General features: G+C 64.5%; 12 protein-coding genes. 6 read left to right on the top strand and 6 right to left on the bottom strand.

Annotated features, from left to right (window positions below):
- Nucleotides 1–2: 2 nt before the first annotated feature.
- The 6 genes from EN874_RS16065 to EN874_RS16040 all read right to left on the bottom strand — a co-directional run bounded on the left by EN874_RS16065 (nt 3) and on the right by EN874_RS16040 (nt 14,598).
- Nucleotides 3–2,213 carry an ABC transporter ATP-binding protein gene (locus tag EN874_RS16065; RefSeq protein WP_127425620.1) on the bottom strand — a complete coding sequence of 737 codons (2,211 nt, stop codon included), beginning with the start codon at nt 2,211–2,213 and terminating at the stop codon, nt 3–5.
- 47 nt (nt 2,214–2,260) lie between these two features.
- Nucleotides 2,261–3,418: an ABC transporter permease gene (locus EN874_RS16060; RefSeq protein WP_127425619.1), complete on the bottom strand. Its 1,158-nt coding sequence runs from the start codon at nt 3,416–3,418 to the stop codon at nt 2,261–2,263.
- A gap of 12 nt (nt 3,419–3,430) precedes the next feature.
- Nucleotides 3,431–4,465: an ABC transporter permease gene (locus EN874_RS16055; RefSeq protein ID WP_127425618.1), complete on the bottom strand. Its 1,035-nt coding sequence runs from the start codon at nt 4,463–4,465 to the stop codon at nt 3,431–3,433.
- Nucleotides 4,466–4,689: 224 nt separating this feature from the next.
- Nucleotides 4,690–6,345 (bottom strand): ABC transporter substrate-binding protein, encoded by a 1,656-nt coding sequence (locus tag EN874_RS16050; RefSeq protein ID WP_127425617.1) that lies wholly within the window; start codon nt 6,343–6,345, stop codon nt 4,690–4,692.
- Between the two features lie 274 nt (nt 6,346–6,619).
- Nucleotides 6,620–12,667 (bottom strand): translocation/assembly module TamB domain-containing protein, encoded by a 6,048-nt coding sequence (locus EN874_RS16045; RefSeq protein ID WP_127425616.1) that lies wholly within the window; start codon nt 12,665–12,667, stop codon nt 6,620–6,622.
- Between the two features lie 2 nt (nt 12,668–12,669).
- Nucleotides 12,670–14,598 carry an autotransporter assembly complex family protein gene (locus EN874_RS16040; protein ID WP_127425615.1) on the bottom strand — a complete coding sequence of 643 codons (1,929 nt, stop codon included), beginning with the start codon at nt 14,596–14,598 and terminating at the stop codon, nt 12,670–12,672.
- Nucleotides 14,599–14,876: 278 nt separating this feature from the next.
- Between EN874_RS16040 and EN874_RS16035 the strand changes: the two genes are divergently transcribed.
- From EN874_RS16035 to cysW, 6 genes are all read left to right on the top strand, one after another.
- Complete coding sequence (locus EN874_RS16035; protein ID WP_127425614.1) at nt 14,877–20,369, top strand: alpha-2-macroglobulin family protein; 5,493 nt, start codon at nt 14,877–14,879, stop codon at nt 20,367–20,369.
- Between the two features lie 133 nt (nt 20,370–20,502).
- Nucleotides 20,503–22,593: a penicillin-binding protein 1C gene (pbpC, locus tag EN874_RS16030; protein ID WP_245513590.1), complete on the top strand. Its 2,091-nt coding sequence runs from the start codon at nt 20,503–20,505 to the stop codon at nt 22,591–22,593.
- 67 nt (nt 22,594–22,660) lie between these two features.
- Nucleotides 22,661–23,317, top strand: a complete 657-nt coding sequence (locus EN874_RS16025; protein WP_245513589.1) for a M15 family metallopeptidase — start codon at nt 22,661–22,663, stop codon at nt 23,315–23,317.
- Nucleotides 23,318–23,553: 236 nt separating this feature from the next.
- Entirely contained in the window at nt 23,554–24,582 is a 1,029-nt protein-coding gene (locus EN874_RS16020) for a sulfate ABC transporter substrate-binding protein (protein ID WP_127425611.1), read from the top strand.
- 110 nt (nt 24,583–24,692) lie between these two features.
- Nucleotides 24,693–25,544 carry a sulfate ABC transporter permease subunit CysT gene (gene cysT / locus EN874_RS16015; RefSeq protein WP_127425610.1) on the top strand — a complete coding sequence of 284 codons (852 nt, stop codon included), beginning with the start codon at nt 24,693–24,695 and terminating at the stop codon, nt 25,542–25,544.
- Nucleotides 25,537–26,421: a sulfate ABC transporter permease subunit CysW gene (gene cysW, locus EN874_RS16010; RefSeq protein ID WP_127425609.1), complete on the top strand. Its 885-nt coding sequence runs from the start codon at nt 25,537–25,539 to the stop codon at nt 26,419–26,421. Before cysT ends, cysW begins: the two co-directional genes overlap by 8 nt.
- The last annotated feature ends 3 nt before the right edge of the window (nt 26,422–26,424 follow it).

The following is a 26,424-nucleotide window of genomic DNA, read 5'->3' as shown; positions in this document are numbered from 1 at the left end:
ACTTAGTTCGGTTTCGGCTTCTTGCCGCTCGGACGCTTCGGCGGTGTGCCGGCAAAGCCCGGGCCAGGCACGTGGGGTGCATCGTCCGGCACACCCTCATGCGCCGCATGCTCCTTGTCGAACTTGATGACCTGCTCCATCTTCGCCAGCACGTCGTCGGCGAGCCAGCACAGGCTCATATGGCCGTCGCCGAGATTCTTGACCGGCGGCACCTTCGTCTCGCAGAGATTGTCCGGCACCAGCTTCTTGTAGCCGCAGCGCGTCTGGAACGGGCATCCGGTCGGCGGGTTCATCGCCGACGGGATGTCGCCCTCGAGCACGATGTGCTTCTTGACGACGCTGGTGTCGGCGATCGGGATCGCCGACAGTAGCGCCTCCGTGTAGGGATGATAGGGCGGCGAGAAGATCTGGTCCGTCGTGCCCTGCTCGACGATATAGCCGAGATACATGACGACGACCCGGTCGGCGATGTAGCGCACCACCGACAGGTCGTGGCTGATGAACAGCATCGTCGTCTTGTTCTTGCGCTGGATGTCCATCAGCAGCTCGGTCACCGCCGCCTGCACCGAGACGTCGAGCGCCGAGACCGGCTCGTCGGCCACCACCACCTTGGCATCGCCGGCGAAGGCGCGCGCCACGCCGATGCGCTGCTTCTGCCCGCCTGAGAGCTGGCGCGGCTTGCGGGTCTCGAAGGCCCGCGGCAGCTTCACCAGGTCGAGCAGTTCCAGCATGCGCTTGCGCCGCTCGGCAACCGTTTTGCCGACATTGAACTTCTCCAGCGTGCGGATGATCTGCGAGCCGACCGTATGGCTGGGGTTCAGCGTGTCGAACGGATTCTGGAACACCATCTGGATCGACGACACGGTCTCGACATTGCGGTTCTCGATGCCGGTCGACTGGATCTCCTTGTTGCCGAGCGTCACCGTGCCCGAGCTTGCGGTCTCGAGTCCGAGCAGCACCTTGGCGAGCGTCGACTTTCCGCAGCCCGATTCGCCGACGATCGCGACCGTCTCCGACTCGCGCGCGGTGAACGAGATCGTCTCGTTGGCCTTGACGACGCGGCCCTCGCTGGAGCCGAACACCTCGCTGCCGCCGACCTTGTAGTATTTCTTGAGGTCGTCGATCTTGAGCACCGGCGCGCCGGGCTCGACCTTTTCGTTGACCTTCTTGGCGCCCGGCGGCAGCGCTTCCCAGTCGATCTCGTTGAAGCGCACGCAGCGCGAGAAATGGCCCTCATGCCCTTCGACGGGAACCATCGGGATTTCGGCGGCGTTGCAGACGCCCTCGACGAAATGGTGGCAGCGCGGGCCGAAATTGCATCCCTTCGGCCGCTCATGCGGCAATGGCAGCTGCCCGGGAATGGAGATCAGCGGCCGCGAATTCTTGTCGGCGCCGGGCAGCGGGATCGAGCGGAACAGCCCTTGTGTATAGGGGTGGCGCATCCGGTCGAAGACGTCCTCGATCTTGCCGGTCTCGACCGCCTCGCCGGAATACATCACCGTGATCTTGTCGCAAGTCTCGAGGATCAGGCCGAGATTGTGCGACACGAAGATCATCGAGGTGCCGAACTTCTGGCCCAGCCCCTTGACCAGTTCGACGATGCCGGCCTCGACGGTGACGTCGAGCGCCGTCGTCGGCTCGTCGAGCAACAGCAGCGCCGGCTTCGACAAGAGCGCCATGGCAATGACGATGCGCTGCTGCTGGCCGCCGGAAAGCTGGTGCGGATAGGAGCGCATCATGCGCTCCGGATCGGGCAGCTTCACCGCCCGCACCATCTCCAGCGCGCGCTTGTAGGCCTCGTCCTTCGACACCTTGTCGTGGATCAGCGGCACTTCCATCAATTGCTGGCCGATCTTCATCGCCGGATTGAGGCTCGCCATCGGCTCCTGGTAGATCATGGCGATCTTGTTGCCGCGGATGGCGCGAAGCTCCTCCTGGGACATCTCGCCCATGTCCCTGCCCTGGAACTTGATGCGGCCGCCGACGATCTTTCCGATGTTGGAGAGGTCGCGCATGATGCCGAGCGACACGGTCGACTTGCCGCAGCCGGATTCGCCGACGATGCCCATCGCCTCGCCGGGCATGACCGTGCAGGAAAAGTCCATCACCGCCGGGATCTCGCCCTTGCGGGTGAAGAAGGAGATCGAGAGGTTCTCAATCTCGATGATCGGCCCATTGGTCGACTTGGCTGGATCTCGAACTGCCTCGTTCATGGGTCGCTCCAATCCTTGTTTTCAAAGTAGGGCCGAAGACCCTTCCATCAATCCTTCATCGACTGTTCGCGCAGCGAGTCCGCCAGCAGGTTCAGCCCCAGCACGAACGACATCAGCGCGATCGTCGGCGGCAGCGCCGGATGGATGAAGGAGCGCAGCAGGCGGCTCGCATCCTTGATCGCGGTGCCCCAGTCGGGACTTTCGGGCGCCAGCCCCAGGCCGAAATAACCGAGCGTGCCGAGCAGAATCGTCGTGTAGCCGATGCGCAGACAGGCATCGACGATCAGCGGTCCGCGCGCATTCGGCAGGATTTCCCACAGCATGATGTACCAGGGCGATTCACCGCGCGTCTGCGCCGCCGCCACATAGTCGCGCGTCTTGATGTCCATGGTCAGCCCGCGCACGATGCGGAACACGCCGGGGCTGGAAGCGAACACCACCGCCACGAAGATATTGAGCTGGTTCGGATCGATGTGGACGATCTTCAGCGGATCGGCGTCAAACACGAGCCCGGCATAGATCCATCCGCCGATGACCAGCGTCAGGCCGAGGAGGATATAGAGGCGGTCCGGTCGGTTCTTGAAACGGGTCCAGAACAGCACACTGAAGAAGATGATCGGGAACAGGAAGAACAACCCTGCCATGGCATAGGGGATCGGCGTGTCCATGATGCCGGGCGTCACCAGCAGGTAGAACAGGAGGATAACCGGGAAGGCCAGCACAAGATTGGCCAGGAACGACAGCAGCGTGTCGATCTTGCCGCCATAGTAGCCCGCCGGCAGGCCAAGCGTGATGCCGACCATCAGCGCGAAACCGGTCGCCGCCGGCGCGATGATCAGCACGATCTGGCTGCCATAGACCATGCGCGAAAACACGTCGCGCGCAAGCTTGTCGCCGCCGAAATAGTAGATGAGCTTCGACGTCGGTTCGATCGCGCCGGGCAGCGAGTCCTTCATGATCGACACCTGCGCCAGCGGATCGAAAGGCGAGATCGTCGAAGCGAAGATTGCCGTGAACAGCCAGAACAGGCAGATGCCGACGCCGGCAATGCCGACGCCGCTGTCGAACAGCTGGCCGTAGAGACCGAGCTTCTTCTTGAAGGCGAAGCTTACACCTAGCACCAGGACAAGCGCGATCCACACCGGCCAGAAACGCCCAAGCACACCGATAACGACCTCGAAAGCGCTGACATATTCGATCTGCATCCGCCCTGCCCCTTATTGAACCCTGATACGCGGATTGAGAAACGCGTAGCCGACATCGGAGATGAGCTGCGTGATCAGCACGATGAACACCGAGACCAGCGAGCAGCCAAGCAAAAGGTCGATGTCGTTGTTGCCAGCGGCTTCGACCAGCGTGTAGCCGAACCCCTGGTAGCGGAACATCACCTCGACGATGACCACGCCGGTGAGCAGCCAGGGAAACTGCAGCATGATGACGGTGAAAGGCGCAATCAGCGCGTTGCGCAACGCATGTTTGACCACCACGCCGCCGAACGACAGACCCTTGAGGCGGGCGGTGCGGATATATTGCTGTGTCATCACCTCGACCATCGAGGCGCGCGTCATGCGCGCAATGTAGCCGGTGCCGTAGATCGCCAGCGTCATCACCGGCAGCGTGAAGTTGTAGAAGGTAAGGCCCTGGCTTGCCGAGGCCGCCGAGCCGTTCAGCCAGCCGAGCCACGAGGCGAAGATGACGGTGAAGATGACGCCCGACACATATTCTGGCGTCGCCGTCGAGGCGATAGAGGCGACCGAGAGCGTGCGATCGGTGCGCGAACCTTCGCGCATGCCGGCAAGGATGCCGATGAGCAGCGAGATCGGCACCATGACCGCCAGCACCCAGAACATCAGCAGCCCGGTGGCGCCGAGCGCCGGGAAAAGTTTCGAGGCTACAGTCGTTTTGAACTTGGTCGAGCAGCCGAAGTCACCTTGCAGCACGCCGGAGAAGGTCGGCACGACCGGGTCGTTGCAGAAGGCAAAGCGCTGCGCCGGCTTGCCCGTCGCTGGATCGGTCGCCGGCTGTTTGGGCAGCAGGCCCAGCCATTGCCCATACCGGACGAAGAAATTCTGGCGGTAACCATGTCCGGCCAGCCAGTTTTCCAGCTGCTCGGCCGAGGTATGCATTTCAGTCTGGCTGATCGCCAGCTTCTTGAGATTCGGGTCTAGATTGATCAGGAAGAAGACGATCAACGTCAGGCACAGCATCGTCAATGCCATGGTGCCGAGACGCCTGATAACAAAAGAAAGCATGGCGGTCCCCTGCCAGTCTGGTTGGGGTTGGAGCCTGCTGGCAACCAAGCTAGGCCACAACGGCAAGCTGGCTGTCGAACAGACTCTCGGATGCGATCAACGCTGTTTTATTGCACGACCATGTCCGACGAGTCCGCAACTTTTTGCTGCGTCGACTTCCGGTTTTGAAAGCATGCAAGAGCGTGGGAAAGGGGCGAGCCGCCCCCTTCCCCCAATCGTCCGGATCAGGCCTGGTCGAGCCAGATCTTGCCGTAGTCCCGCTCGAACGTCGGGTGCATCTTGTAGTTCTTTACGGCTTCAACCGAATGGCTGTAGAGCTTGCGCCAATACGGCTGGATGATGATGCCGGAATCCTGCAGGATCTGCTCGATGTCCTTCATCATGTCCTTGCGCTTGGCCGCATCAGAGACCGAAAGCGCGGCATTGAGTTTGGCGTCCCAGTCAGGGTTCGACCACCCACACTCATTCCAGGCCTCGCCGGTGCGATAGGCCAGCGCGAGAACCTGGACACCCAGTGGCCGCATGTTCCAGTTGGTCATCGACAGCGGATACTTCAGCCAGTCGTTCCAGAAGGTCGAGCCCGGCAGCACCGTGCGCTTCACCTTGATGCCGGCGTCGCGCATCTGCGCGGCGATAGCATCGCCGGTGTTCTTGTGCCAGTCCTCATCGACCGTGATCAGCTCATGCTCGAAATCGGCCTGGCCGGCCTCCGCCATCAAGGCCTTCGCCTTGGCCGGATCGCGGCTGATCTTCGGCAGCTCGTAATATTCCGGGTGGATCTGGCAGACATGATGGTTTTCCGCGACCGAACCGGCATTGCCGTAGCCGAGCTGGAGGACGATGTTGTTGTCGACCGCGAGCTGCAGTGCCTGACGCACTTTCTGGTTGTCATAAGGCTTGTTGGTGACGTTGGTGCGGCAAACGATGGTCGAGGCGGTAACGACTTCGGACTTGACCAGCTTCATGCCGTCAAGAATTGAAACATAGTCTGCCGACGTTTCGAAATTGGTGTGCACCTCACCTGCCTCGAAGGCGCTGACCATGGCCGCCGGATCAGTGCCGTAGTCGATGAACTCGATGCCGTCGAGATAGACCTCGCCGTCCCACCATTTGTTGTCTTCGCGACGCTTGTAGACCACCTTCTGGCCAACGTCGTAGGAGACGAGTTCGAACGGACCGGTGCCGATCGGGCAGGCTTTGAAATCGCCGCCCTTTTCGTCGAAGGTCTTGTGAACGACGAGAGCAACGTAGTCGCAAATACCGGGAATGATTGAGATGTCTGGCTTGGTCAACGACAGCTTGACGGTCATGTCGTCAACCTTGGTGACCGCGCCTTCGCGAAGCTTGCCGGTCTTGTCATCAAACAGCGTGCCGAGACGGCCAGGCATGGAATTGCCCTCGGCGCTCTTCTCGCCCCAGCGGTTGAAGTTGTGCACCACGTCATCGGCGGTGAACGCATCACCGTTGTGCCAGGTCACCCCTTTGCGCACATGCAGCACGTACTCGGTGGCATCGTCATTCACGTCCCAGCTCTCGAGCAGATACGGGCGGAACGTGTATTCGGTGGTGTATTTGACCAGCGGCTCGAGCGCCTGGCGCTCGGCATTGGCGATTTCCGACCAGTCGGATTTGCGCGGATCTTTGGGATCCTTGACCCACTGTGCGACCTTAAGGATGCCACCCTTCTTGGGTGCATCTTCGGCGCGCGCCTCGGTCGGCACCGCAAGGCCAAGCATTCCGTAGGCCATCGCCGTCGAGGCTCCGAATACGCTGGCGAGGGCAAGGAATTCGCGGCGGTCCACCCGGCCTGCCTTGGCCTCCTCGGCCATCGCCAGGATGTGGTCCGGAACGCGGTCGCTATTACTCTTATAGATTGCCATGACTAACTCCCATTGTTTGGCTTTCCGCCTTTAACATTCCGCATCCAGGCCGTGATGTCAAAAGACGATGTGGGATGGGAACATGCAAGGGAATGTGCAACTTTGGAATGAGGCCGGTTCGCGTGATAGCGACAGTCTTGACGCAAATTTGCTAGTGCGCCGCACATTTCCCAAGAAATCGACAGGCGATTAAATCAAGCCATTTTAGGTGGATAACGACCTTGCGCATGCGGCTAAAGCCTTCTTGGGCCGACCGGAGACGAACATCACGCCGTCAATACTCGCGTTCGTAGAAGACGCCGCCCTTGGCCTCGCCGGCGTCGTTGGCCTCGCCGCGCAGCTTGACGCCGCGCCCGACATTGAGATCGATCGTCGCCTTGCCGGAACCCGGTTTGTCACCTTTCTGGATCGTCACATAGGTGCGGTCGTTGAGGTACTTGCCGGCCGAAACGGCGGTGCCACCCTTTTCGTCCGTCGTCACATCGAGATCGTCGACGCCGATTGCGCTGCGCAGATTGTCGAGCAGCGAGGTCGAGCCGCCGGCACCCGCCAGTTGCGCGGCCGCATCTGCAAGCTGGGCGATTTGCAGCGGCGACAGGTTAGACATCGAGCGGCCGAAGATCAGCTGCGCCAGCACCTCGTCCTCGGGCAGCGCCGGCACCGAGGAGAAGTTGAATTTGGGATTGGTCGCCTCTCCGGAGACGACAATGGTTACGGTAGCGCTGCTGGTCGTCGTCGTCGCCGTCAGGTTGAGGTAGGGCACCAGCGACCCCTGGAAGCCGACCGTGCCCTCGGTGAAGGTCAGCCGCTTGGCCAGGATCGTCAGCCGCCCGCGCTGCAAGGTGAAGGTGCCGACCGCCTGCGGCGCAGACGCCGGGCCGGTCAGCTTGAGCGAGCCGCCGAGCTCGGCGTCGACGCCCCTGCCCTGGATGAAGATCTGGTTCGGCGCGTTGACAGTCACGTCAAGGGTAAGACCGCCGCCGCCATTGCCGCCACCGGATGTCGGCGGGTTCAGCGCCCTGTCCTGCGCGCGCACCGCGCGCGGCGCGTTCTTGTGCTTCACATCCAGCGCCGAGAGCGAGCCCGGCAGCTTTTCCGGCACGGTGATAACCGTCCTCGCCAGGTTGATGGTGCCGGCGATCACCGGCGCCGAAACGAGCGGCCCCTTGATGGTCAGGTCGCCGCCGAGGTTGGCGGTCACCACCCTGCCGTCGGTGTAGCGGCCGTCGGTGAGTTTTATCGACAGGTCGGCCGGGAAGCCTTGCGCCGGCGTGATGCCGACGGTGCCGCTGGCTGAAAGGCTGCCGCGCGTCGACAGTGTGCCGGTCAGGCGATTGATCCTGGCGACGCCGCCGATCGACACCTCGGCCGCGATGTCGTTGACCGCAAGCCCGGAACGCGCGTCGATGAGACGTGCGCCGGACGTGGTGACTTGGCCACCAATCACCGGCGAGGACGCCGGGCCGCGCACCTGCACGCTTACATTCGCCGTGCCGGTAAGTCCCAGGCCTTGTGCCGCGAGCTTGGCGGCAAGGAAGGAGAACGGCACATTGCCGTTGAAGTCGAGCGCCAGGGCCGGCGTGCCCGCCGTTGTCACCGTGCCGCCGCCTTTGAGGCCGAGGCCGGCGCCGTCGCTGATATTGGCGTCGAAGACGAGCTTGTTGCCGGCGAAGGTTCCCGACGACGATATGTTCATGCCGCCGAGGCCGGCGCCTCGCGTCTGCGAGGTCTGCACGCCGGAAGCGTCGACTTTGAAGGCGACCGACGGGGTCGCCGGCGCGCCGGTGACCTTGACCGTCCCCGAGATCGAGCCTGCCGCATCGAGGCCGCGCGAGAAGCTATTGGCGAGCGAGACCGGCACCCGGGCCAGATTGGCGTTGATCTCGAGCGCCTGCGCGGCCTTGCCTGTCACCGTCGCCGTGCCGCCGCCGAGATTGAGCACCAGCCGGTCGAGCGTTGTCGTGCCGTTGGCGATGGTCACCGTCGAGGCCTGCGCGATCGCGGCCTTGATGCCCTGGACCGTCGCCTGGCCCGACGCCAACTCGACGGTCGTCGTGCCGTTGGCCACTTTAACCCGGCCGGCTGCCCTTGCCGGGATGTTCTTGACCGTGGCGCCGCCGGAGAAGCCGGTCCAGTCGCCGTCGCGCTTCAGGTCGACATCGATGCCGGTGACGGCAGTGCCGCCGGAGGTCACGCTTTCGGCGCGAACCTTGCCCGAGATGACAGGTGCCGCCCGATAGTTGGCGATCTGCGCGTCGATGGCGACGTTCTTGGCGGAAAGGTCGCCGCGCCTGATCGCCGCCGTGGTCGCCTTGACGGCGACGTTCGGGCCGTTCTCAGCTTTCGAGAAGGCGATCGTGCCGCGGACGTCGCCTTCCGCCTTTTCCAGCGCGAGCGCGGCCAGCGGCCCGATGTCGGGCAGGTCGAGCGACACCGTGCCCACCGGCACGAAGGCCTCGTCCAACGCGAGATCGCCGGAAATCCTGTTCGATCCTAGCGACAGAAGAAGCCCGTTGATCGCGCTCTTCCCGCCGGTGGTGGCAAGGACGGCATTGCCCTGCAGCGGCTGCCCGGCGACATTGCCGGTCAATTGCACAATGGCCGCCGGATTGGCGGCATCCGCCTTGCCTGTCGCGGTCAGCTTCAGCCCGGTGATCTCGCGCGCCGCGACCGAAAGCCGGTCGCTGTTGACGGTCAGAGACAGGTCTGGCGCCATGATCGGACCTTGCGCATTCAGGGCAAAAGCGATGGCGCCCTTGGCGTCTTTCGACAGCAGCGAAACGTCGCTCAGCGCGCCCCTGACGTCGGCGGCAAGCTTGTTGTCGGCAAGGCTCGCCTGCCCGTCGGCGCTCAGCGCGCCCGAGTTGACCTTCAGGCCGTCGACATTGACGTTGCCATTGGCGTCGCGTTTCAGCGCGGCGCTCAACTGCGCGCTCTCGCCAAGCATGCCGCGCACCGCGGCCGGCAAGGCGGACGAAGCAACATTGGCTTTCATATTGAGGTCGATGGCGCCGTCGCGCAGCGATATCCGGCCGGCGACCTGGCTGTTGAGCGCATCGCTCTTGAACGAGCCGCTGCTGACGGCAACGGCATCGGCCGTCAATCGGCCGTTGACCGCGGCCGTGACCTTGCCGGCAATCAACGGCGCGATCATGGGGTTGTCGAGACCGATCCTGTCGACCGACACCGTGCCGGAAACCGGCCCCGCACGCCCCTTGAGATCGAACGCATCCGAATGCAGCGCCACGGCAAGACCGTCCACCTTCGCCTGGCTGGCGGCAACGGAAGGCAGGATTCCGGAAACATCAAGGCGGGCTTGCGTGCTTTCGCCCGCCATCTTTGCCGACAAGGACTGGACCTCGACCTTGACCGGGCTCTCGGCGCTGCCGATCGTCACCGGCAGGCTGGGTCCGGATGATGTGAGATCAAGCGAAAAGTCGCTGACGCCGTTCGGATTTATGGTGCCGGCGGCGTTGCCGGAAATCTTGTCGCCCGAAAGCCTTGCGTGGTCGAGGGCCACGCCGCCCGCCAGCGTATAGCTGCCGGCGGCATCGAGATTGAGCGGCCCGAGTCCCGCCTGCCGGGTCTGGCTGGTCTCGGCGCCGGCGAGCTTGGCGTTGAACTGGACATCGGGGCTGGACGAAGGACCCGTGACATGCGCCGCGCCTTCCAGCGTTCCGGCTGCGTCGAGGCCGGGCACGAAATCATTGGCGAGCGCCGCCGGCAGGCTGGCGAAATTGGCGGTAAGGTCGAGCGTCTGGCCGGCGCTGCCGGAAACCGTCGCCGTGCCGCCGCCGAGATTGAGCGCCAGCTTTTCGATGCTGGTGACGCCATTGGCGATCGAGAGGCTGGAAGGCTCGGCGATAGCCGCCTTGATGCCGCGCACGGTCGCTTCGCCCGACGCGATCTCGACGCTGGTCTTGCCGTCGGCGATCTTCACGCGACCGGTTGCGGTGGCCGGAATGCCCGATGCCGTCGCGCCGCCGGAAAAATTGGTCCAGTCGCCGTCGCGCTTCAAATCGATGCCGATACCGCTGATCACCGTGCTGCCGGAAGTCACGCTGTCGGCCTTGATCGTGCCCGAGATCGCCGGACCCTTGAGGTAATTGGCGATCAGCGCGTCGACGGTGATCGTCTTTGCCGCCAGCTCGCCGCGCGCGATCGAGGTGCTTGCCGCATTGATGGTGACGTTCGGCGCCGCGCCGTCCTTGGCGAAGACGATCGTGCCGTTGATATCGCCGGTCGCGCTCTGGTTACCGAGTGCCGCAAGCGGCGCGATGTCCGGCACGGCAAGCGTCAGCGTGCCGATCGGCAGGAACTGATCGTCGAGTGCAAGATCGCCCGAAACCTTGTTGTCGCCGAGCGCGAGGCTGAGCCCCCTGATCGAGCGCTTGCCGTCGGCGGTCACCAGCGAGGCCCTGATGTCGAGCGGCTGCTCCTCGGCGCTGCCGGTCAGCGAAACGTCGGCCGACGGGTTGGCGATGTCGGCCTTGCCCTTTGCCGAGAGCTTGATGTCCTTCACCGTGCGGCCGGCCGCCGTCAGGCTGGCGCTGTCGGCCGAGACCGAGAAGTCCGGCGCCCAGCGCGGTCCGCTTGCGCTCAGCGCGAAATTGATCCCGCCGGCGAGCGGCGTGCCTGCCAGCGACGACAGCGCCGATACATCGCCCAGCGTTCCCTTGACGTTGGCCTGGATGTCCGAGCCTTGGGCGCTGGCGGTGCCGCTGGCGCTAAGCGAGCCGGACGTGAGTTCCAGCTCGTTGGCCGCGAAGGCGCCTTCCGGATCGCGAGTGGCGGTGGCCGAGAATTTCACCCGCTCACCGAGCAGCGAGCTGATCTGCGGCGGCAGCGCCTTCGACACGGCGTCGGCGTTCATCTTCAGCGTCATCGACAGATCGGCGAGCGACACGCCGGCGGTCAGCGCGGCATTCAGCGCGTCGCTTCGCAGCGTGCCCTTGTCGACGGTCACGGTCTCGCGGCTGATCGAACCGGAGAGATCGGCGGCGAGCTTGCCCGTCACCAGCGGCGCCAGCGTCGCCACGTCGGTCTTTAGGCCGGCGGCGGCGAGCTTGATGCTGACCGGACCGCTTCGGTTTTCAACGTCGAAGCCGTCGGAGTGGATTTCCCCCGTCACGTTGTTGAGCTGCGTGCCGCCGACGGCGATCGAGGCCAACGCAGTGCCGATGTCGACCATCGGCGCCTTGCCATCGCCAAAGGCGCGCGCCGTCGCCTTGTCGATCGAGACCAGGATCGGCACCGCGCTGGTGCCGACATCGATGGTGACCGGCTTTTCCTTGGCCGAGAGCTCGACGGCAAGGTCGCTGGCGCCCTTCGGGTCGACATTGCCGGTGGCCGTGCCGTGGACCGCGTCGCTCTCGATGGTGGCGCGCTCGATATCGACTCCGCCGCTCGTGATCGCCGTCCCGGCCAGGTCGAAGCTCGTCTTGCCGATAAACAGCGACTTGAACTTCTCCGGCAGGAAGCGCTCGAATTCGCCGTCGCCCTTTGCTTCCATATAATGCCCCTTGTCGCTGAGCTGATGCCGGCCGGTGAGCTGGGTGACGATCTGGCGGTCGACGACGAAGGTGCCGATGCCGCTCCAATTGGCGAGCGGCCCGGTTCCCGAAACGACGATATCGACCGGCGGCGCATCGGGGAGCTTGAGCAGGTTGGCGATGATGCCGCCGGCCGGCTCCGAGGCCTTGAGATCGAGGTCGAGCTTGTTGTCGGCCGGCGCGAAATGGACCTTGGCGTCGATATTGCCTTCTCTGCCGTCGTGGCGGGCGACGTTGAGCACCGTGTCGATCGCCAGCGGCGACGGATCGGCCTTGAGCGAGCCCTTGGCGGCTAGTTCCGCAATGCCGCTGCCAGCCAGTTCCTGCCCAAGCGCGATCTCCGGCAGGTCGATCTGCTTCACGTCGATCGAGACCGGCAAGCCGGTCGAGCCGCTCTGCGAAGGCTGCTGGCCGGCTTGCGGCAGCCGCGCCAGCTCGATGCGCTCGGCGGCGATGCGATCGGCATTGAAATTGCGCGACAGGAGCGCCGTCGGCGACCAGTCGAGCGCCACCTTGCGCGCCACCAGCCAGGGTCCGGCGCGATCCTCCAGCACGACATGGTCCAGCCGCAACGCGCCGGACCATATGCCTTCAATGCCGCTGACAGTGACCTTGCGGTCGTCGGTCGAGGCCAACTTCGAGATCAGGCCGGCAAGATTTTGCCGGCCGCCTTCGGTCCCGGTCAGCACGACGAGCGCGCCGATCGCCAGCACGAGCAGCAGGAGCAGTGCGTAAAGACAGATGCGAAGGATGCGCCAGAATATCTTCATCGTCAGAACGCCTGGCCGATGCCGGCATAGATGCCGAAATGCGGATCGCTCGGATCGCGGTTGAGCGGCACGGCGGCATCGATGCGCAGCGGCCCGAATGGCGTAAGATAGCGCAAGCCGACGCCGGCGCCGACCTTGACGTCCGAGAAATCCGGGAAGGATTTCGTCGAGACCGTGCCGGCATCGACAAAGGGCACGATGCCGATCGTGTCGGTGACGGCGATACGCATCTCGATCGACGTCTCGAAGAAGGACAGGCCGCCGATCGGCTGGCCGTCGATGTCCTTCGGGCCGATGCCCTGATAGGCATAGCCGCGCACCGAGCCGCCGCCGCCGGAATAGAAACGCCGGTCGGCGGGCACGTTCTGCAAACCGGTGCCGACGATCGAGCCGAGCACGGCGCGTTCGGCCAGCACGAACTTGCTCGCCGTGTCGAGCGACTGATAGGCGGAGCCTTCGCCCTTCAGCTTGAGGAAGGTCGCGCCGTTCAGGATGTCGTAGCTCGGCTCGGCATAGGCGAGCGCCCGGAAACCCCTGGTCGGATTGAGCTTGTTGTCGCGGCTGTCATAAACATATTGCAGCGGAATGCTGGCGATCAGATAGGTGTGCTTGCCGAAGACGTCGGTGATCCGCGAATAGTCGAGCGCGAATTCCGCCGAAACCCTCTGTTTCTTGTCGAGATCGTAGGACACGCCGATATTGCCCTTGACCGAGAAATGATCATAGGCGTCGGGGTGCTCGAACACGGTCTTGATGCCGGTGAAGAACTTCGAGGTCGGCCCGAGCACGCCCGGCTTCTCGAACATGATGCCGGCATTGTAGTTGAGCGCCGAAATGCTGTTGCTGCCGATGCCGCTGATGGAACCGTCGATGCGCAGCTTCTCCGCCCGGCCGAACAGGTTGCGGTGGCCCCAATAGCCTTCGAGCCCCAGTCCTTCCGTGTTCGAAAACGTGCCGCCGATGCCGAAAAAGCGCGGCTTGCGCTCGCTCACCTGGACGTCGATCGGGATATTGCCCTGGGTGTCGAGGCTGTCGCCCTCCTTGATGGTCACGCTGTTGAAGACCTCGAGCCCGAGCAGCCGATCGCGGGCATCGTCAATCTCTTGCGGCGAATATTGCTGGCCCCGCTTCAAGCCGGTCATGTATTCGGTGAAGTCGCGGTCGACCTTCTCGGTGCCCTCGACCGTGGTGTCGCCATAGCCGGCGACCGGACCGGCCGCCACCGTCAGCGTCACGTCGAGTGTCGAGCTGTTGTGGTCGGCGACGATCTCGCGGTCCGTCACCTTGGCGAGCGGCCTGCCCTCTTCCTTGAGGGCGCGCACGATCGCCGCTTCGGCCTTGAGCACCGCGCCCGATCCCGCGTCGCCGCCGGCGATCAGGCCGAAATCGGCGCTCGCCAGGCCGGCCGCGTCGCCCTTCAGCCTGATGTCGCCAAGCGTGAATTTCGGCCCGGCGGCGATGCTGACGACCACCGGGATGGGCTGCGGCCCCTTGAATTCGGCATCCGGCGGCAGTTCGTCTATGGACTTGCCCTGGATGGTGATGGTGACCACGCCTTCGTAGCGGGCGTCGGCGTAAAGGGCGGCCACAAGCTGTTCGCGGTCGCTGCGCGCCTTGGCCATCAGGCCGAGCGACCCCGAAACCGGATGCTCCTCGTCGCTCTTGAGCGTCGAGGCATTCTCCAGCTTCTCGACCAGATCCTTGTCGGCGTCGGGCGCATCGATGGTCACCGAATAGCGCAGCGGATCGACGATATCGGCGTCCTCGTCGCTGGACGAGCCCCAGAGCTTGATGCCGAAAATCTCGAAAGCAACCGCCGGCCGCGCTTCGAAGGCGATCATTGCGGAGCAGGCGAGCGCGAAAAGCAGGGCGCGCGGAAGCCCGCGCCCTGGCGCGATCCCTCCTGACATCTGCGTTTCATACGCCGGCATTAACACAACCTAGTCGACAAAACTAAAATTGGAATGAAGTTCTGAAACGCTCGTAAAGGGGCCACAATCCAATTGTCTGAAATAGACCGGGCTTGGAATTCACACCTTTTGCATCTTCGCAAGAATGTGTGATCCATCTCATAGAGGTTCTGTCGAAATACCGGCCTTTGGCCGGCTTGGAAACCGTTGGCGGGTTGAAAAACCTGCAGCGTTCCGGCGTTGACAAGCCCGCTTGATGCTTGATCATGCCCGGACGCTGGCAATGTCTGGAGGGTGATGTGGCAATGCGCGCGGCTCGTGGTCTCTCTTTCCTTCTCCTTCTCTTTTTCGCTCCTGTCTTCCTCGCATCGAGCGCGGCACTTGCGGCCGAAGCCCGGCGAATCATAACGACCGCCAATTCCGACTATTTCGGTTTCGATCTCAGGTCGGACCAGAATGTCAGCCTCGACCAATGCAAGACCACATGCCTCGGCGATCCCGCCTGCCGCGCCTTCACCTACAACACCAAGGCCAAATGGTGCTTTCTCAAATCCGACTATAATCAGCTGAAACCCTTCAGCGGCGCAGTCGCCGGCAAGATCGCCAATGTCGATGGCGACCCCGATATCGGCGCTCCGCCGGCGCTTGCCTTCTTCCCCAACTGGATGGCCGACCAGGCCCAGCAGTTCCGCAACAAGCTGACCGATCCGGCCTATGACAAGCCGACCGAAGGGCTGGCGGCGCTTCAGGCCGCTGCCGAGCAGGCGGCGCTGACCGGCGACCATCGCCTCGCCATGCAGAAATACCAGGCGACGCTGTCCGTCCTGCCCGACGACGGCGCGCTCTGGCTGGCGCTGGCGCGCGAGACGCTCGGCGTGCAGCCGGCTTCCAATACCTCCGAATCCTCGACCTTGCCGGCAAACGTCACTTCGGCCGCCTTCAACGCCTATAAGCTGGTGCGCACCGCAAAGACCCGCGCCGAGGCGCTGGCGCTGCTTGCCGCCGGCCTCGATAAGCGCGACCTCTTCCGGCCTGCGATCCAAGCCTATGAGGCGAGCCTAGCGCTGGTGAGCTCACCCGCCGTGCAGGCCGACTATGCCGACCTCAAGGCGCGCAAGGGTTTCCGCGTCATCGACCACTCGGTCGATGCCGATTCCAGCACGCCGCGCATCTGCGCCCAGTTTTCCGAGGAACTGGTCAAGACCGGCGTCGACTATTCGCAGTTCGTCACCGTCGACAACGCCGCGCCCAAGGCCGTCGAGGCCAAGGACAAGCAGATCTGCGTCGAGGGGCTCGAGCACGGCCAGCACTATGACGTGACCTTCCGCGCCGGCCTGCCGGCGGCGATCGGCGAGACGATCGCCGCCCCGGTCGTGCTGTCGATCTATGTCCAGGACCGCGCCCCGTCGGCCCGCTTCACCGGCGACAGCTTCGTGCTGCCTTCCGGCGCCCGCCGCGGCATTCCCGTCGTCACCGTCAATATGAACGCCGCCGAGATGAAGCTTTATCGCATCGGCGATCGTTCGCTGGCGCAGCTTCTGTCCGGCTACCAATTCCTGCACCAGCTCGACGGCTACGACATTTCCACCATTTCCGACCAGATGGGCGAGCCCGTCTGGGAAGGCACGCTGGACATCGCCAACGACCTCAACAAAGAGGTCACCACCTCGTTTCCGGTGGACGAGGCGATCCCGCAGCGCAAACCCGGCGTCTATGTGCTGACTGCCCAGCCGGTCGACGACAAGGACGACGACTATGGTTCGCGCGCCACGCAGTGGTTCGTCGTCTCCGACATCGGCCTCTCCACCTATACCGGCGAGGACGGTCTCAACGTCTTTGCCCGATCGCTCGGCTCCGCCAAGCCGATCGCCGGCGCCGAACTGACGCTGCTTGCCAAGAACAATGAGATCCTCGGCACCGCGACTTCCGACGCCGAGGGCCGCGCCGTCTTCAACCCGGGCCTGACGCGCGGCGAAGGCGGCATGGTGCCGGCCGTGCTGATGGCCAAGCAGGGCGACAACGACTTCGTCTTCCTCGACATGGGTCCTGCCGGCTTCGATCTGTCGGACCGTGGCGTTGCCGGGCGTGCCGCGCCCGGCGCTCTCGAAGTCTACGCCTGGACCGAGCGCGGTATCTACCGCGCGGGCGAGGACGTCCATGTCGCGGCCCTTGCCCGCGACGGCGCGGCCAAGGCGGTCGACAACCTGCCGCTGACCTTCATCTTCACCCGTCCTGACGGCGTCGAGAACCGCCGCATCGTCAGCGACGGCGCGTCCGCTGGTGGCCATGCCGTCGACCTGGCGCTCGAGGGCAACGCCATGCGCGGCACCTGGACGGTGTCGATCTATACCGATCCCAAGCAGTCACCGGTGGCGAGCCAGATGTTCCTGGTCGAAGACTTCGTCCCGGATCGCATCGAGTTCGACCTGACGGCCGACAAGAGGGAGATCGCCCAGGGCGAGACCGCCAATGCCAGCGTCGACGGCCGCTTCCTCTACGGCGCGCCGGCCGTGGGCCTCGCGCTCGAAGGCGAGATGACGCTGTCGACCACAAGCAGCTGGGACCGGTTCAAGGGCTTCACCTTCGGCCTCGCCGACGAGCAGTCGGCCGAGCCGACGGTGACGCCTTTGGCCAACCTTCCCGTCGTCGGCGATGACGGCAAGGCCACCTTCCCGGTCTCGATCGACCAGTTGCCTTCGACCACCAAGCTGGTCAACGCCAAGGTCACTGTCCGCATGCGGGAAGCCGGCGGCCGCGCCGTCGAGCGCTCGCTCGACATCGCCGTCCATCCCGAGAAGGAGATGATCGGCGTCCGTCCGGATTTCGAAGGCGATGAGGTGCCGCAAGGCGGGACGGCGAAGTTCAGCATCATCGCTGTCGATCCGAACGGCAAGCGCGAGGAGCTGAAAGGCGCCCAGTGGTCGCTGGTCAAGGTCGAGCGCAATTACCAATGGTACCGCTCGAACAACTACTGGAACTATGAAGCGGTGAACCTCACCAAGGCGGTCGCCAACGGCCAGATCGACCTGAATGCCGACGGCGAGGCAACCGTATCGCTTCCAGTCGACTGGGGCCGCTACCGGCTCGAGGTCGAGACGGCAGACCCCGACGGTCCGGCGACCAGTTACGAATTCGACGCCGGCTGGTACGTCGCCTCGACCACCACCGAGACGCCCGACGGCCTGGAGATCGCGCTCGACAAGGACACTTACGCTGCCGGCGAAGTCGCCAGGCTGAAGGTCTCGCCGCATTTTGCCGGCGAACTGCTCGTCACCATCGGCGCCGACAAACTCTTGAAGACCGTCACCGCTTCGGTGCCGGCCGGCGGCAGCACCGTCGACATCCCGGTCGGCGACGACTGGGGCGCCGGGGCCTATGTCACGGCGACTTTGTTCAGGCCGGGCGATGCCGAGCAATCGCGCATGCCGGCCCGCGCCATCGGCGTCAAATGGCTGACCGTCGATCCGGGCTCGAAGAAGCTCGCCGTCACGCTGACGCCGCCGGAAAAGACCGCGCCGCGCCAGCAGCTTTCGATCCCGGTCGCCGTCAGCGGCGCGCAATCCGGCAGCAACGCCTATGTCATGGTCGCGGCCGTCGACGTCGGCATCCTCAACCTGACCAACTACAAGGCGCCCGATCCGGAAAACTGGTTCTTCGGGCAGCGCATGCTGGGCCTCGAGATCCGCGACCTCTATGGCCGCCTGATCGACGGCTCGCTCGGCACCACCGGCAAGCTCAGGACCGGCGGCGACGGCGCCAACATGCAGTCGCAAGGCAGCCCGCCGACCGAAAAGCTGGTCGCCTTCTTCTCCGGCCCGGTTGAGCTCGATGCCAACGGCAAGGCGCGGGTCGATTTCGACATCCCGCAGTTCAACGGCACCGTGCGCGTCATGGCCGTCGCCTGGACAAAGGAGGCGGTCGGCCATGCCGAGAGCGACGTCATCGTGCGCGATCCGGTGGTGGTCACCGCCGGCCTGCCGCGCTTCCTGGCACCCGGCGATGCCGCGACCATGCGCCTCGACATCGCCGACACCGATGGTCCCGCCGGCGACTACAAGCTCTCGGTCACCACGACCGGGGATCTCTCGACCGGCGACAAGCCCCTGCCCGAGAAGCTGACGCTCGCCCAGGGCAAGCGGCAGTCGCTCTCCTTCCCGCTGATCGCGCGGACGGCGGGCGACGCTTCGATCACCGTCAAGCTCGCGCATGACAGCGGCACCGAGGTCGAGCAGACGCTCTATCTGCCGGTGCGCCCGGCGCAGCTTCCGGTCACCAACCGCATGGTGGTCGACCTGAAGCCCAATGGCGGCGCGCTTCGCGTCGACAGGGAGTTGCTTGCGGCAAGCGTGCTCGACGGCGCCTCGGTCAGCGTCGGCGTCACGCAGGCGGCAGCCTTCGACGTGCCTTCTCTGCTGATGACGCTTGACCGCTATCCCTATGGCTGCGCCGAGCAGACCACCAGCCGCGCCATGCCGCTGCTCTATGTCAACGACATGGCCACCAGCATCGGTATGGAGAGCGATCCTGACTTGCACGGGCGCATCCAGGACGCCGTCTACAAGGTGCTGAGCTACCAGGCTTCCAGCGGCAGCTTCGGTCTTTGGGGTCCGGGCTCCGGCGATCTCTGGCTCGACGCCTATGTGACGGAGTTCCTGACCCGGGCGCGCGAGCAGAAATACGACGTGCCGGCGCAGGCGATGAACCAGGCGCTGAACAACCTGCAGAACTCGCTGGGCTACGACCAGGACGTCCAGGATCGCGGCAGCGAGATCGCCTATGCGCTCTATGTGCTCGCCCGCAACAAGAAGGCCTCGATCGGCGATCTGCGCTATTACGCCGACACGCAGCTCGAAGCCTTCTCCAGCCCGATGGCGGTCGCGCAGCTCGCGGCGAGCCTGGCACTCTATGGCGACACGCAGCGCTCGGAATCGACCTTCCAGACGGCGCTGCGGCTGGCGCAAGGCAGCACCGAGTACGACTACTACCGCTCCGACTACGGTTCGCCGCTCCGCGACGGTGCCGCGATGCTGGCGCTGGCCGCGGAATCGAAGCCGGTGCCGAGCATCGTGCCGCAGCTGGTCAAGCTGGTGGCCAGGGAACGTGCCGACGCCGGCTGGATGAGCACGCAGGACGAATCCTGGATGCTGCTGGCTGCTCGGGCGCTGAAGGAAGGCAATGATTCCATCACGCTTTCCGTCAACGGCGCGCCGCATTCGGGCGGCTATTCGGACCGTGTCTCCGGCAGCGACCTCGAGGAAAGCCCGCTCACCATCGCCAACACCGGCAAGACGCCGCTGCAGGCGGTGGTCACCGCCGTGGCGGCGCCGGTCGAACCGCTGCCGGCAGGCGGGGACGGCTTCACCATCGATCGCACCTACTACAGGCTCGACGGCACCGAGGCCAACGTCACCAAGGCCAGGCAGAACGAACGCTATGTGGTCGTGCTCAAGATCTATGAGCAGAACAAATGGCCCTCGCGCGTCCTGGTCACCGACTTGCTGCCGGCTGGCTTCGAGATCGACAATCCGAGCCTGGTGTCCAGCGCGCAATTGTCGAACTTCTCGTGGCTGGCGCAGACGGATGCCGCGCATCTGGAGTTCCGCGACGACCGCTTCGTCGCCGCCTTCAATCCCAATGAAGGCGACGGCGACCGCAACATCACGCTGGCCTATGTCGTGCGCGCCGTGACGCCGGGCACCTATGCCCATCCGGCGGCGACGGTGGAGGACATGTACCGGCCGCAATATTCGGCCCGCACCGCCTCCGGCATGATGGAGGTCAAGGCGGAGTAACGATGAAGAAGTCGCCAGCGCTGCCGGTGTCTCCCTTCTCCCTGTCGCTACATGGGGAGAAGGTGCCGGTTCACCCTCCGAAGCTGCAGCGTAGCTGCTGCGAAGGACGGGCAGGCGGATGAGGGGCAGCGCCATGCTCTCCAGGAAACTCCTCCGACGAACCGCCATCGCGGGCATTTCGCTTGCCTGTCTTGCGGCCGCCTCCATCGCCGCCCTCTGGGAGCTCGACCGCGCCTTCCCGCCGCCTTTGCCGGCAACGCTGACGGTCTCGACCGAGGTGCAGGACCGCGACGGCCAGCTCTTGCGCGCCTTCGCGACGCCGGACGGCTACTGGCGGCTCGGGACCCGGCTCGACCAGGTCGACAGAGAGTTCGTCGACATGCTCGTCGCCTATGAGGACAAGCGCTTCTGGGACCACCGCGGCGTCGACCTGCTGGCGCTTTGCCGTGCCGCCGGCCAGTTCGCCACCAGCGGCCATATCGTCTCAGGCGGCTCGACCTTGTCGATGCAGCTTGCCCGGCTGATCGAGCCGCGCGACAGCCGCACTCTCGGCTCCAAGCTCAAGCAGATCCTGCGCGCCATCCAGATCGAGCGGCGGCTGTCCAAGCGCGAAATCCTCGAACGCTACCTGACGCTGGCGCCCTATGGCGGCAATCTCGAGGGCGTGCGCGCCGCCTCGCTCGCCTATTTCGGCAAGGAGCCGAAGCGATTGACGGTCTCGGAGGCAGCGCTGCTCGTCGCGCTGCCGCAACTGCCGGAAACACGGCGGCCGGACCGCAACCTCGACATCGCGCATGCCGCGCGCGATCGCGTTCTCACCCGCATGGTGTCGGCCCGCCTGCTTGGCGAAAGCGAGGCCGCGCGCGCCGCCCTCGACGACGTCTCCGGCCTGCGCCGCAAGCTGCCGGCGCTGGCCGCGCATGCCTCCTACGCCATGCTGCCCAAGGCGGAGCCCGGCAAGCCGCTGCAGCTCACCATCCGCAGAAGCGTCCAGCAGGGGCTGGAACAGGTGGCAAGGGAGGCCGCCAGGAAGCTCGGGCCGAAACTCTCCATTGCCATGGTGATGGCCGATGCCCGCACCGGCGACATTCTTGGCGAGGTCGGATCGGCCGATTTCTTCGACGCCAGCCGCTCCGGCTGGATCGACATGACCAAGGTCGTGCGCTCGCCCGGTTCGACGCTGAAGCCATTCATCTACGGGCTGGCCTTCGAGCAAGGCCTGGTGGCGCAGGAGACGATCATCGAGGACAGCCCCGCCGATTTCGGCGGCTATCGGCCGAAGAATTTCGACATGGGCTACCAGGGCGACGTCAGCATCAGGCAGGCGCTGCAATTGTCGCTCAACGTGCCGGCGATCCGGGTGCTGGACGCTGTCGGTCCCGCGCGGCTCACGGCGCGCTTCCGCCAGGCCGGCGTCAACCTGGTCCTGCCGCTCAACGAGGCGCCCGGCCTGGCGATCGGCCTCGGCGGCGCCGGCGTGACGCTGCGCGATCTCGTGCAGCTCTATACGGGCCTCGCCAATGGCGGCAAGATGCACACGCTGCATGACGGCACCGAGCCGGCCAATGCCGAGCGCACCACCGCCACCATCCTCGACGACCAGGCCGCCTGGCAGATCGACGACATCCTGTCCGGCGTGAAGCCGCCGGAAGGCGCTGCCCAGCGCGGCATCGCTTATAAAACCGGCACCTCCTACGGCTATCGCGACGCCTGGTCGGTCGGTTTCGACGGCCGCTACGTGCTGGGCGTCTGGGTCGGCCGCGCCGACGCCGGCCCCATCCCGGGCCTCTCCGGCTACGTCTCGGCCGCGCCGATCCTGTTCGAAGGCTTCGTCCGCTCGGGTCTGGCCAGCGTGCCGCTGTCCGGTCGGCCGCCGGGCGTCTTCAACCCCAAGCGCGAGGAACTGCCGGTGACCCTCGCCCGCTTCGGCGCCGGATCGGACGGGCTGGTGCAGGCAAGGGCGACCGAGCCGGCGCCGACCATCGTCTTCCCGCCGGACGGCGCCCGCGTCGATCTCGGCGCAAATTCGGCCGACGCCACGCCGCTGGTGCTGAAGCTGCAAGGCGGCCGCGCACCGTTCCGCTGGCTCGCCAATGGCAAGCCGCTCGCCGGCATAGACCGCCGCCGCACGGCGACCTGGCAGCCCGACGGCACCGGCTATTCGACGCTGACCGTGATCGACGCCGCCGGACGCGCGGCCAGCGTGAAGGTTTTCGTTGAATAATATGCACCAAGCGATTCAGCGGATTGCGTTTTGCGCCTTGTTTTCCGCCTTAGCGATCTTTCCTGCAGTGGCCGATCCCCTCCCCGCCGGTTTCGTCCGGCTGGCCGATATCGATCCGACCATCCGCAAGGACATCCGCTATGCCGGATCCCAAAACTTCCTGCACCGCAAGGTCGAAGGCTATGAAGCGCCGGTCTGCATTCTGACCGAACAGGCGGCGAAGGCGCTTTCCAGCGTCCAGAAAGCGATCGCCGCGAAGAGCCTGACATTGGTCGTCTTCGACTGCTACCGCCCGGCGCGCGCCGTTGCCGATATGGGGCAATGGACGCGGCAAGGCGGCCCACCCGACCCGCGATGGTACCCGACGGTCGAGCGTGGCCACCTCATCGCCAAGGGTTACGTCGGCGAGTTGTCCAGCCATTCGCGCGGCTCGACCGTCGATCTGGCGATCGCCGAGATGGACAAGACAAGCGCGGCACATCCCGCTTGCGGGGCACCCGAGGCGGTCACGCTCGACTTCGGCACCGGCTTCGACTGTTTCGATCCGATGAGCGAGATGGCCCACCGCCCTCTTCCCGTCAAAGCGGCGGCGAACCGCGAGATGCTGCTTTCCGTCATGCGCTCCGCCGGCTTCCGCAACTATGCCCGCGAATGGTGGCACTTCACGCTCCAAAACGAACCGTTCGCCATGCAGCGTTTCGACTTTCCCGTCACCGCGCCATAAAGGGCGGATCGACCCAACGCAAATCTCACGTTGCTCCGACCTTGCCGCGGCGCCAGCCGTCTCTAGATGGCAGTCGGACAGGCGCAGAGTCTGCTCCGGGCTAATATGAGGAAAATGTTTCCCGAATATGCCGGCTGTCGGCGAAAAATTGCTGCAAGGAGGTGAAAAAGGCAACATTCAATGCATCTAATTTCTATAAATTCGCTAGAGTTCGGCCGTCATCAACGGAGGCGGAAATGACCAACCCTCATTTCAGGAAACTGCTCGGCGCGCTGGTCGCCACATCTGTCCAGTTCGGCACGCTCGGTTTCGCGTTTGCCGATACGACCATTCTGAACGTGTCCTACGACCCGACACGTGAGCTCTACAAGGCCTATGACGAGGCCTTCGCCGCGCACTGGAAGGCAGAGACCGGCGAAACCGTCACCATCCAGCAGTCGCATGGCGGATCGGGCGCGCAGGCCCGGGCGGTGATCGACGGCCTCGACGCCGATGTCGTGACGCTGGCGCTCGAAGGCGACATCAACGCCATCGTCTCGAAGACGAAGAAGATCAAACCGGACTGGCGCACCAAATTCGAGAACAACTCGGCCCCCTACACCTCGACCATCATCTTCCTGGTGCGCAAGGGCAATCCCAAGGGCATCCACGACTGGAATGACCTGATCAAGGACGGCGTCCAGGTGATCACGCCGAACCCGAAGACTTCCGGCGGCGCGCGCTGGAACTATCTTGCCGCCTGGGCCTATGCCAACGCCAATGACGGCAATGACGAGGCCAAGACCAAGGAATTCGTCGGCAAGCTCTATCAGCATGTCCCGGTGCTCGATACCGGCGCCCGTGGCTCGACGGTGACCTTCGCGCAGAAAGGGCTGGGCGACGTGCTGATTGCCTGGGAGAATGAAGCCTATCTCGCGCTCGACGAATTCGGCGCCGACAATTTCGACATCGTCTATCCGCCGACCTCTATCCTGGCCGAGCCGCCGGTCGCGGTCGTCGACGCCAACGTCGACGCCAAGGGCACACGCAAGGTCGCCGAAGCCTATCTGGGCTGGCTCTATTCCAAGGAAGCCCAGACAATCATCGCCAAGAACCACTATCGTCCGGCCAAGCCCGACCTGGTGCCCGCCGAGGATCTCGCCAAGCTGCCGGCGATCAAGCTCGTCACCATCGACGATCCGCAATTCGGCGGTTGGAAGAAGGCTCAGCCTTATCATTTCGGCGACGGTGGTATATTCGACCAGATTTACAAGCCCGCCCAATGAAGCATGGTGGCCATTAGGCCGGATGAACCTGATTGGGTCTATTGTACGAGTGCCCGAGCCGAGGCGATGGGCAGTCTGGTTCTGAGTAAGAAGGGACAAGCCGGAATTCCATGACCACAACACCCGCTAAAGCGGGGTGGCGGTTCAGACAGCCGAGCGTCATTCCGGGCTTCGGATTGACGCTCGGCTTCTCGCTTGCCTACCTCACGCTCATCATCCTCATCCCGCTCTCGGGGCTGGTCTGGCGTTCGGCAGCACTTGGCTGGACCGATTTCTGGGCGATCGCTACCGACCGCCGCACCCTGAATGCCCTGAAGATCAGCTTCGGCACCGCCTTCCTGGCTGCGGTCGTCAACGTCGTGTTCGGCACGATCGTCGCCTGGGTGCTGGTTCGCTACCGTTTCCCCGGCCGCCGCGTCGCCGATGCGATGGTCGACCTGCCCTTCGCGTTGCCCACGGCGGTCGCCGGCATCGCGCTCACCACGCTCTATGCGCCGAATGGCTGGGTCGGCCAGCTTCTGATGCCGCTCGGCATCAAGGTCGCCTACACGCCGCTCGGCATTGTCGTGGCGCTCGTCTTCATCGGGCTGCCTTTCGTCGTGCGCACCGTGCAGCCGATCATGGAAGAGATCGACAGGGAGGTCGAGGAGGCTGCGGCCACATTAGGCGCCAGCCGCTTCCAGATCATTACCCGCGTGCTCTTTCCCGGCCTGGCGCCGGCCATCATCACCGGATTTTCGCTCGCCTTCGCGCGCGGCGTCGGCGAATACGGCTCGGTCATCTTCATCGCCGGCAACCTGCCCTTCAAGTCCGAGATCGCGCCGCTTCTGATCGTGATCCGGCTCGAGGAATACAATTACGAGGCGGCGACCGCGATCGCCGCGATCATGCTGGCGCTGTCCTTCCTGATGCTTCTGGTCGTCAATCTCGTGCAGACTTGGAGCCGCAAGCGCTATGGCTGACCCCGAGATCAAATCCTACGAACCGCACCACGAGAGCCTATCGGCGGCGGTGACCGAAAGCCGGCAAGTCAAGGCCGTGCTGATGGCAATCGCCTTCGCCTTCCTCGCCGTCTTCCTGCTCTTGCCGCTGATCGTCGTCTTCCACGAGGCGCTTGCCAAGGGCATCGGCTCCTACTCGGGGGCCCTTTCCAGTACCGACACGCGCTCGGCGATCCGCCTGACGCTGCTGGTGGCGGCGATCTCGGTGCCGCTCAACGTCATTTTCGGCATCTCGGCCGCCTGGGCGATCGCCAAATTCGAGTTCAAGGGCAAGGCGTTTCTGACCACGCTCATCGACCTGCCCTTCTCGGTGTCGCCCGTCATTTCCGGCCTGGTCTATGTGCTGGTCTTCGGCGCGCAAGGACTGCTCGGCGAATGGCTCAAGGCGCATGGCATCCAGATTTTGTTCGCTGTGCCCGGCATCGTGCTGGCCACGGTCTTCGTCACCTTTCCGTTCGTCGCCCGGGAGCTCATCCCGCTGATGCAGGAACAGGGCAATGGCGACGAGGAGGCGGCGCTTTCGTTGGGCGCCAATGGCTGGCAGACCTTCTGGTATGTGACGCTGCCCAACGTCAAATGGGGGCTGCTCTATGGCGTGCTTCTCTGCAACGCTCGCGCCATGGGCGAGTTCGGCGCAGTGTCCGTTGTCTCAGGCCACATTCGCGGCCTCACCAACACCATGCCGCTGCACGTGGAAATCCTCTACAACGAGTACAACGCCGTGGGCGCCTTCGCGGTCGCCTCGCTGCTGGCCGGCCTGGCACTGGTGACGCTGGTCTTGAAAACACTTCTCGAGATGCGCTACGGCGCCGAGATCGCCGCGTCGCGCGGACATTGATAG

The sequence above is a fragment of the Mesorhizobium sp. M1D.F.Ca.ET.231.01.1.1 genome (assembly GCF_003999155.2).
Lineage (GTDB): Bacteria > Pseudomonadota > Alphaproteobacteria > Rhizobiales > Rhizobiaceae > Mesorhizobium.
Note: the sequence above shows the minus strand (reverse complement) of the source record. Positions and strands in the feature narration are given on the sequence as shown.

What these genes read in the sequence shown, in the direction of transcription:
- EN874_RS16045 (WP_127425616.1), bottom strand. Translation starts at nt 12,667, where the DNA reads ATGAAGATATTCTGGCGCATCCTTCGCATCTGTCTTTACGCACTGCTC.
- pbpC (WP_245513590.1), top strand. Translation starts at nt 20,503, where the DNA reads ATGCTCTCCAGGAAACTCCTCCGACGAACCGCCATCGCGGGCATTTCG.
- EN874_RS16060 (WP_127425619.1), bottom strand. Translation starts at nt 3,418, where the DNA reads ATGCAGATCGAATATGTCAGCGCTTTCGAGGTCGTTATCGGTGTGCTT.
- EN874_RS16040 (WP_127425615.1), bottom strand. Translation starts at nt 14,598, where the DNA reads ATGCCGGCGTATGAAACGCAGATGTCAGGAGGGATCGCGCCAGGGCGC.
- cysT (WP_127425610.1), top strand. Translation starts at nt 24,693, where the DNA reads ATGACCACAACACCCGCTAAAGCGGGGTGGCGGTTCAGACAGCCGAGC.
- cysW (WP_127425609.1), top strand. Translation starts at nt 25,537, where the DNA reads ATGGCTGACCCCGAGATCAAATCCTACGAACCGCACCACGAGAGCCTA.
- EN874_RS16050 (WP_127425617.1), bottom strand. Translation starts at nt 6,345, where the DNA reads ATGGCAATCTATAAGAGTAATAGCGACCGCGTTCCGGACCACATCCTG.
- EN874_RS16055 (WP_127425618.1), bottom strand. Translation starts at nt 4,465, where the DNA reads ATGCTTTCTTTTGTTATCAGGCGTCTCGGCACCATGGCATTGACGATG.
- EN874_RS16020 (WP_127425611.1), top strand. Translation starts at nt 23,554, where the DNA reads ATGACCAACCCTCATTTCAGGAAACTGCTCGGCGCGCTGGTCGCCACA.
- EN874_RS16065 (WP_127425620.1), bottom strand. Translation starts at nt 2,213, where the DNA reads ATGAACGAGGCAGTTCGAGATCCAGCCAAGTCGACCAATGGGCCGATC.